The sequence below is a fragment of the uncultured Parabacteroides sp. genome, from assembly GCF_947855115.1.
Taxonomy (GTDB): domain Bacteria; phylum Bacteroidota; class Bacteroidia; order Bacteroidales; family Tannerellaceae; genus Parabacteroides.
Window position 1 is genome coordinate 1 of record NZ_CANTZW010000054.1, and the last position, 9,214, is coordinate 9,214.

Below are 9,214 nucleotides of genomic sequence, written 5' to 3' on the forward strand. Positions count from 1 at the left end.
AGTTGTCTTATAGATAAATGCAGAATCAATAAGAACCTTAGTACTTGTGATACTATGGTGAAAACAAGCAACAGAAAGTAAATAAGACATGATATAAATCAAAAACTTCGTTACAAAAGTAATTAAATTCATAAATAATATATCATAGATAGGGTCTGTTTCACAAAACTTAACTTAATGTAATGTAATCTCCTTGAATTGAAGTATCGGAAGACGTAGTATCACAAGAACTAATTCCGATATTTGTTTAAATCATTAACAGTATATTTATAACAGTGAAACCTATTATACTGTTCCACACGTTATCTCAATGGCTTTAGTAGTATATAATCTAACTTAAGTCTAAGTTCAACGCTAAAACTCTCCGTATTATTAAAAAAATGAATACTTTTTATTTTTTTGTTTTGTAGAACATATAATATGGTATCGTCTTTTATATAAAATAACACTCGTAATACATATTTCGCTATCTTTACAGCGGTTAAGAGAAAAGAATAAGAGTTCTTTCAGTATTTTTCCAAAAGGCTCATATATGTTAAATAATACATTCTAGATGTGAATATATTTATGGAATAAAGGAGCAAGATGATAGTTTTTATCTTTACATAACAAAATAAATCATATAGATTCTGCAACAATTATCAGTTTTATGGGATAACAAGCCAAAGGAATGTATAGTAAGAATGGTTTTTTATTTCGCCTGTCTACTCAGAAAAAACTCACCTGAAAGTATATAATCATGGGATTTACCATTGAAATCATATATTATCGTGGCGTTTTTAGTCACCCGGTATTTTCCTGCCTTTCCGGTATATTCGTATACGGTTAATTCCAATGTATCATGTGGTGGAACAATATCGGCAATCATTAAATAAGCGTGATTTTCAGGTAACGCATTTTCCCAAGTTTGAGAACTCTCATTATAAAACTCCAATTTATAATCATTTCTTGCCATTTCAATAGCATTATCCATGTGGTTTATTATTTTGATCGGTATCCTACATTGTGATATAGGAAAAATAGAATCTACTTGTAATTCGCAACCCTTTTCATCGACAACATTCGAAGATATTTTTACCGTATCTTCAAATACATATTCCACTCTTGTATCTTTCGGTGTATATTGGCAAGAGGTACTAAACAAAATTGTGACATAAAATATCTGCATATACATTTATTCCTTTTTTGGGGTTCATACTGGTTAATCTTTCTCAAACAAACATATTTTGCATAATTATCAATGTAATACAGGTAAATCAACCTTTTTAAATTGTATTTCTGGCATGTTAGAAATTTGGTTTAAAAAACGATGTACGTGTATCGAATCGATTTCTATCAACTCCACAACTATTCTATTTTCCTCTTCCGAGATATAGAGATCGTTTATCCCTATCTCATAGTGTTCTATTCCCCCAGTGTCCTTTTCTTCTAATAATGGTTTCAAAACTATTATTAGTGAATCATATTTAGACAATAAATGATTATATGAATACTCGCTTTCAGTAATCAAAAATGAATCGTTACCTAACACTTTCCTTATCTCATCTCGATATACGGATGTATCTCCAACAATTCCTACGGTCAATTCATATGTGGAATTAACATAAGAACCCGCATAATAATCCGGGTATCTTATTTTACCCAAGCTATCCATAGGGAATGAGTCTTTATATTTATCCTTATTCGCATTAGCGATAGTCACTTTCTCTTGCAAGTCTTTCCATACTTTCTTGTCGGCATTCTTATGTACACAAGAGAATGATAACAATAGTATACTTTTACAAAGTATGTATAATCTTCTACATGTCAACAGCTTATAAATTAAGCGGTAGAAAAGTGATGATGCTGATTCTGAGGAAGTCGGGAAAAATGAAGATTTAACGTATTTAACTTTCATTAAAAGGTCTATGCTTCTACCACATCCCATATATCTCTCAACTCTTGACAATCTATAGTGTGAAATCTATCCTTTTGAATGGCGACACATAACAAGTAGCGAGGCCTACTCATGCCAACATATACCACTCTAAGGCTTTTTAGCGTATCATCATCAGTCCCCATGTACGCAATCCCCTTAAACTGCTCTTTTAGCCGTTCAGACTCATAATACCTATTGAAAAAGGTTTCAAGGTATAGCGTAGCAGCATGTGTTTCGCCTTTCACAGCATGAACCGTGGCTACCTCAATCTCTATGTCATCTTCTTTGTATATGTTTCCATGTTCAAGATTTTGTCCACCTTTGTTCCCATCTGCAACGGCATTAAAGAATGTATTAGCAACCACAGTCACCTCATTTTTATCAAATAGAGGCAGAAGCGTACCCGACAAATACCGATAAATATCTTCTTTAAGATGTTGTCTTTCTTCTGCATTATTCCCAGTTGCCATAAGCATAGCCCAATTCATCACTTTACTAAGAAATTCTTCTTTATTCTTAACATCTTTCAATGTCAGATAGTCAAGCAGTGATGTTCTAGTATAGCGCTTAGTATCATTATTTACATCACATAAATCCAAAAATTCAATAACACCTTGTATAATAGACGACGCACAATCTTTTACTGTTCCTTGAGTTTTTTTGTATAAGAAATCATCAAATGAATCTCCCTCCACCCTTGTTTTTACATTCTTCTTTTCAAATGATGGGTAATATGATTCTATATATATCTTTTGCTCGTTAGCACCTTTCTTGCCCACCCATCCACATGCTTTGATATTTACTCTGTGCAACGGGTCTTCATTCTTTTCTTTGTTGGCAAGATTCAGCACTGATATGTTATCCATCTCAGGGATGGTTGTCGTTCTCAGCAATTCTGCATACTTGGGTAGTACCGCCAGCGGGTCTTCATAGGTAAGAATAATAGGTTTTACCGAATATACATCTTCATTTCCAACAAGAAGATGATTATCTTCCATGCACAAAAAACGTAATGGCCGGGCAATTTTCTCTCCGAATCGATTACTATTACGTATATATAGTACATTTTCGTTTCTCAATTCAGTATTATCGTTCCCATCGCCTCCATCTCCATCATAGATTGCTTGGCAATAATCTCCAAACCGCTGAACAATGACTTTATCATCTGCGAATAAACTCTTTATTAGTTTAACTTGCTGTTTGTCACAGTCTTGAACTTCGTCAATAAAAAGGTATTTGAACCTCTTATCTGAGAATCTGCAAAAATCAAGCCCCTTTTCCCGTATATATCTAAATGCCAGGTCGTATGCATCTTCAAAAGATAAAATGCCATCTTGGAACATCTCTTCTTTTAGCTTTAGATACTCAGCACTAGATTCAGAAGAAAAACTAATTGATCTTTGGTTTGCTATGATTTGATTATTTAGCCAATCCACCTTAAAGGAAAGAATAATGTCCTTCCATTCATTATCAAGTATTTCTTTCTTTTTTGTCCTAATTTGCTGCACTATATTTCTGGGTATATTTGCGTAAACATGACCGCTCAACTGAAAATCATACCAAATAACACGTTTGCCTTTCTGCTTTATTACATTAGCAGCCTTCAATAAATCAACCCCTCCCCATGCATTTATTTCATCTTCTCCTAACCTATGCTTTTTTGCTGCCATACGAGCAAAAACCAAATCTTTTAACTTGTTTCCAAAAGGTAAACTGCTATATTTCTTCAGCAGAACGGCCATGGCAATATCATTATCCACATATTGGATCTGACTTCCATAGAAATAATGAAGTGCCGCACCTGCAATGTACTTATGCAGAAATGTCTGTATAGTTCCGAAGAAATTAGGATAGCTGAAAAGCACTTCTGCTTTAGGTCCAACTTTTGCCTTTATTTCGTCAATGGCCACGTTGGTGTGTGTAAGTACACACACACCCCTTCCATCTGCCAATGGTAACTTGTTTGCAAGAATAATCAACTTTGCAAGCAAAGACGTTGTTTTACCACTTCCTGGACAGGCTTGGACATAGCAACTGCTATCCTTTTTGATAATCTCAACTCTTGGATTATCAAAAGGCTTCTTCTCTTTCAAAAGAATATCATGGGCTATTCTTATTTCATCATCTGTTGCGAATGACATACATCAAATACCTTTTTAAGAATTACGCAGTGACATGTTCTATGGCTTCCTTTAGATATTTCATCCTATCGTCAGTCTCAATAATGCCTTTAACCTTTCCTTTCATCTCATCATTTCCTTTTACTGGCGGTAGCTCACCTGAAATCATCCCTGCCAAATACTGCGCTGTGATTGCTTTACTCACCACGCCCTCATTCAGAGGCGCAAATATACGATAAATATCCTCTCTTGTTGGTACATGTCCGTCAGGATAGTCCTCTTTCACCTTACTCCACAATTCTAGCAAGGTCTCGTCTGTCATCTCCAAATCTGGATTATCAGTTTCTATTTTTGCAGCTCTGGTAGCAGTAACCAACAGCCTATAAAGACCACTCCCTGCTATCTCATATTCCAAAGTCCAATCTTTGGGCAGGTATATTTTGGTTTTCCCTTTGTTGATTTCACTTTTCAAACGCTTAATCCGATCTTCTCTGATTGTCGAAAGCATTGCTTCGTCAAGCTTTGTCTTCTTATCATCCGTCAGAACTGCTTTCAAACGTTCAATAGTCTCTCCTATAGGAACAAAGTTCTCCGTCTTATTAGACCGAACTTCTTTTTCAAAAGCAGTCAGACTACGGTACACATTTGCCATAGCTTCATAATCAACTTCTTCCGTGATGGCTTTTAATTCCGTAAGAACAGTATCTTTCAACCAATATTTAGGAATCTTACGGTCTTTACTATTGTCATCATAATATTCAAGTGCCTTAACATCGAGGTCAGATATGACAGCAATGGGTATATCAAATGTTTTTTCATCCTTGCGCTTAAAGATACTAACATACCGTTTGTATGCTGTACTTCCCACATTAACAATAGAGACTCCATGTTTATGCAGATGCCTATCCATCAATTCTGCGATGGCTGGGATTAATAAGTTCTCAGCATCTCCCTCAACCATTATCAATCCCTTAGCAAAGAAAAGGTTAGCTTTTGTAGCATCCAGAAAACGTTCCAAAAATTTATAGTCAGCTGGATTCATCATCGTGTAATCCGCAGACATTGGATATACTTCCTTGTCTTTTAGAATAATAAGGTTTTCAAGTCGTATTTTCGATGCCAACGTAATGCTATGGGTGGAAAGAATAAACTGTTCATTGTTTTGTTGGGAGGAAATATAATCTATCAACCTCAACTGATATTGCGGATGAAGGTGTGCCTCCAGTTCTTCTACTATCGCCAGCTTCAATCCTTTTTTCTGGTTGCTAAACAGAAGCATTTCAGCTGCTATACACAATAAGTTAAGCGTTCCGAGTCCCGACTTGTTACCCTCCATGATAAGATCAAGCAACCTCAATATATCTGTTAGTTCTCCACCAGTCAGCTTAATCTGGGCATTTCGCGGGTCTCCGTTAAGCAGGAAATGCTTTTTTAAGAACTTATTAATGTCTCCTGTGATAATAGAGCCATTACCCCCATCTTTGAAATAGTTCTCTATTTCTCTCTTCAAATTCTCATAGTCAGTCTCCAGTTTGTGCTTAGTGCTGTTTCCTTCAGCATCTTTTTGAGTCTTGAATAGTTCGTGTGCACCGAGGATTTGCGCCAACCTTGACTTATAACCATGAGTCATATCTGTAAGGGCATCCCTGAGAGGTTTGAAATATACCACCTTTAACAATTCTCGCGCTTCAGAGTCCATTCTGTCTGCTTGTCCTTCAATACCAGCTGTGAACGATGGCATAATGACGTTATCTTTCCTCTTAGCATAAAGCCATACCTTCAACAAATATCTTGTTTTATCATCGTTCCATGACAACCACTCCCAGAACAAGCCTGAGTCCTGTTCATTCAATCCGTCAAACACGCACTCTATCTTAAACTCTTCCTTTCTATTTCCGTTGACATCTTGATAAAAATCTTTATCATCAAACTGGATAAACTCTCCGCTTTGTGTCTTCAGAGCATATCGAATAGCATCAACGATGGCCGTCTTACCTGAGTCATTTTCTCCAATAAGCACGTTCACGCCTTCATGGAAATTCACCACTAGCCCTGGCTCACCATTAGGACCTTCGCTGTATTTCCTAAAATTCCATAGTTTGAGAACAGACAGATGCATTTTGACTTATATTTATATTACTCTAATACTACCCATACCCCATCATTATCCTTGCCTTCATGCTTCAGAATTCCACTCTTTTGCAAAGCGGAAAGGTCTCGTTCTATTGTGCGTTGGCTCACCGACAGCCTCTCCGACATTTGGCGACCACTAATTGTCGGAGACTCTTTGATGAGATTCAGTATTTTCTGTTGACGCTCAGTAATTTTCGTCTCCGACACGTCTCCGTCATTATCTCCGACATTTGTCATGTCGGTGGAGGCAAAGATGATAGTCTGAAATTGAGTTGGAGTGGACTTGAAAACAGGTTTCAGTTCATCCCTATACCCATCCAATGCTTTGGTCTCGTTACAGATGCGTGTGAGTCCACTACCTCTTTTCTCCATATAGTCCAGTTGGGCCATGACATTTGCAAGTATTGGGTTACGTCTTTCAGAAGAAACGTCAGCGATGTCTAAGTTCTGAATCAGCATACCATTGTACATTCCACCAGGGGACGTGATTGTGAGACGGTCATCGTAGATATCAAGATGCACCTCGCCACCCATAACAGTATAGTCACGATGGATGAAGTGGTTAACCATAGCTTCGAGAATAGCACGTTCTGCATACTCAGGCTTGTTCTTTCGCCCATCAGGTAACTTCTCCCAGCCTTTTTTTGTGTTGGATTTCACAAAGTTCATGGCTTCACGAAGTAACATGAGTACGTTTCCAGTAAACTCTGCATCATTGATAGCATCACCCTTTTCCTTTCCATCCCAACGTGTGCAGTATAGGCGAGATTGCCACAATGGGCAGTCATCGGCAAACAAGGCACCAGCATTCGTAAGGTTCTTTGCACCAGTTACCAATCCAAACGACAAAAGATATTTCTTGTCCCATTCTTGTTGGGTGCGGTCCTTGAAAGCATTTGCCAATATCGTAAAGGAGTAGTCCTCCGCATTATAATCTGTATGTAGAGAATCGAAAGTTTTGTTCGAGCCTTTAAGCATCAATCGTACCATTTGTTCTGCTGTTGCCGGTAAGCTCTCGTCACCAATACGAACAAAGGCGATACGCTGACCATCACCAACATAGTAATATGGGGTATAATGCCCTGTATTGACTTTGAGCTGCAAGATGTGTAAACCATCTGCAACATGAGGAATCAAATCCACCTCTGGTAAAGGATCCATATAGTCACGAATCTTACTACTGATAGCTTCACACACATGCTGTACATCATCAAGACCTCTGGCAATACCATCATTATCAATGCCAAAGAAAAGGGATCCACCCAAACCATTGGCAAAAGCACTTACGCTTTTCAACCAGCTCTTGGGTTTCTTTTCTTCCAGCATCAGCTTAAAATCGTATGCGGTACATTCTGCTATCAGAGTATTCAAATCCATTGTTATGATGACTACTATATTATCAATCAGTAAAAACATTTCTATTCATAAGCGTAAAATTACAACTAATTATCCGAAAACCAGCATAAAAGTCTTTGTTTCGTATAGTTCTAAGCATCATTGGTACACTTTTAATAGCAAATAGAACAAAAGAACTCTATTCCATCGCTATACATTCGTCATTTTCAAATATTATGGGTAATTCTGCGTTTGGATTGGGCGACCATTTCCAGACATTTGAAATAAAAGGAGCGTTATGCTACTCTTGTAAGTGCGAAGCCTGAGAAACTGAAACACGAAATCAACAAGAATTAGCATGGCAGTTCCCACACTATAGCGTGGGCTACTTAACCATATCTGTTGATTAAGGTTTTCTCAGGGCCTGCACTTTAAGACATGGTTATTGGCAGTGCCACGCTTGAACCGAGAATGATTATATACTAATCTGATAATCAATTTATATATTAGTCTTTATCTTTTGTTTGATACTGTATAGTTCCCATATTCTGTCAGTTTCCCAAAGGTTATTACTATTTTGCCCACGGTCTAATAAAAGCTCTTCATTTTGAGGTATGGTGTTAATGTTTCACAATGGATCGGTTAGAACAACTTGGCGGACTATCATAATCCTAACTTAATGTATTCGATCCATGATTTGGGTATTAAACCGCAAAGTATTCTATAACGTCCGATTTTCTTTAAGAATTTCGGACATTTTATTGTTACATCAAGAGTAATATCGTATCTTTGCAACTAGAATCATTGTGGATATGAAGATGATACTGACGAAGGAAATACGAAACATCATAGACCGAAACGGACCGAACAGGCTTTATATGGTGAGTGATTTTGCCCATCTGAATAATGATGGACTAGTTACTCGTGCGCTTTCCCGATTAGAGAAAGAGGGTGTGCTCATTCGTCTTTCTCAAGGTCTATATTTATATCCACTACGGAATAAGTTCGGTGTACTTCGTCCCTCTATAGAAGATATCGCATACGCTATAGCGGAAAAGGATAAGGCTCGTATTATACCTAGTGGATTGACAGCATTGAACAAATTGGGACTTTCCACACAGGTCACGATGAATGCAGTCTATTTGACAGATGCCACAGCAAGGGAACTTACTATCGGGAACCGTAAAATCATATTCAAGCGTAGCGTACCTCGCAATTTTGCCTACAAGACGGACTTGTTCCCACTTATAGTCGCTGCCATGAAAGAATTAGGGAAAGATAACGTGACAGATGAACAGGTTGCAATCATAAAACAAGCCATTGAAAAATATGGTAGTCCTGGTGAAATCAAATACGATTACAGCATTGCCCCGCAATGGATTAAACAAAGACTTGCATTATGAATTTTACTAAGCTTACAAAAGAAGAACAACTTACCATTTTGGCTAATGTAGCCGAAGATAAAGGGATTGTGGACAATGCCGTAGAAAAGGACTACTGGGTCAGTATGGTGTTACGTGCCATATTTTCTTTGCCGTATGCAGCAGCATTTGTTTTCAAGGGAGGAACAAGCCTTAGCAAAGGTTGGGGATTAATTGAACGGTTTTCGGAAGATATTGACCTTGCAATAGATCCCCAATATCTCGGCTTTACAAATATTGAGACTAAAAGTCAACGGACTAAGTTGCGGAAAGACTCCAAGAAGTTC

Annotated in this window: 7 protein-coding genes; 2 read left to right on the forward strand and 5 right to left on the reverse strand. The window is 37.5% G+C overall.

Annotation, left to right across the window (positions count from 1 at the left end; translation table 11 throughout):
- Nucleotides 1–691: 691 nt before the first annotated feature.
- The 5 genes from Q0110_RS18040 to Q0110_RS18060 all read right to left on the reverse strand — a co-directional run bounded on the left by Q0110_RS18040 (nt 692) and on the right by Q0110_RS18060 (nt 7,548).
- Nucleotides 692–1,168 carry a hypothetical protein gene (locus Q0110_RS18040; protein ID WP_297909827.1) on the reverse strand — a complete coding sequence of 159 codons (477 nt, stop codon included), beginning with the start codon at nt 1,166–1,168 and terminating at the stop codon, nt 692–694.
- A 69-nt stretch (nt 1,169–1,237) separates the two neighbouring features.
- Nucleotides 1,238–1,654 carry a hypothetical protein gene (locus Q0110_RS18045; protein ID WP_297909830.1) on the reverse strand — a complete coding sequence of 139 codons (417 nt, stop codon included), beginning with the start codon at nt 1,652–1,654 and terminating at the stop codon, nt 1,238–1,240.
- A gap of 251 nt (nt 1,655–1,905) precedes the next feature.
- Nucleotides 1,906–4,059, reverse strand: a complete 2,154-nt coding sequence (locus Q0110_RS18050) for a UvrD-helicase domain-containing protein (protein WP_297909833.1) — start codon at nt 4,057–4,059, stop codon at nt 1,906–1,908.
- A 22-nt stretch (nt 4,060–4,081) separates the two neighbouring features.
- Nucleotides 4,082–6,157 (reverse strand): AAA family ATPase, encoded by a 2,076-nt coding sequence (locus tag Q0110_RS18055; RefSeq protein ID WP_297909836.1) that lies wholly within the window; start codon nt 6,155–6,157, stop codon nt 4,082–4,084.
- Between the two features lie 17 nt (nt 6,158–6,174).
- Complete coding sequence (locus Q0110_RS18060; RefSeq protein WP_297909838.1) at nt 6,175–7,548, reverse strand: ATP-binding protein; 1,374 nt, start codon at nt 7,546–7,548, stop codon at nt 6,175–6,177.
- A 770-nt stretch (nt 7,549–8,318) separates the two neighbouring features.
- On the opposite strand from Q0110_RS18060, the gene Q0110_RS18065 reads away from it, so the two are divergent.
- Both Q0110_RS18065 and Q0110_RS18070 read left to right on the forward strand, forming a co-directional pair.
- The gene (locus tag Q0110_RS18065) at nt 8,319–8,909 is read left to right on the forward strand and encodes a DUF6088 family protein (RefSeq protein ID WP_297909841.1); all 591 of its coding nucleotides are present in this window, start codon (nt 8,319–8,321) and stop codon (nt 8,907–8,909) included.
- A partial coding sequence (locus Q0110_RS18070; RefSeq protein ID WP_297909844.1) for a nucleotidyl transferase AbiEii/AbiGii toxin family protein occupies nt 8,906–9,214 on the forward strand: 309 nt, incomplete at its 3' end. The genes Q0110_RS18065 and Q0110_RS18070, both read left to right, overlap by 4 nt.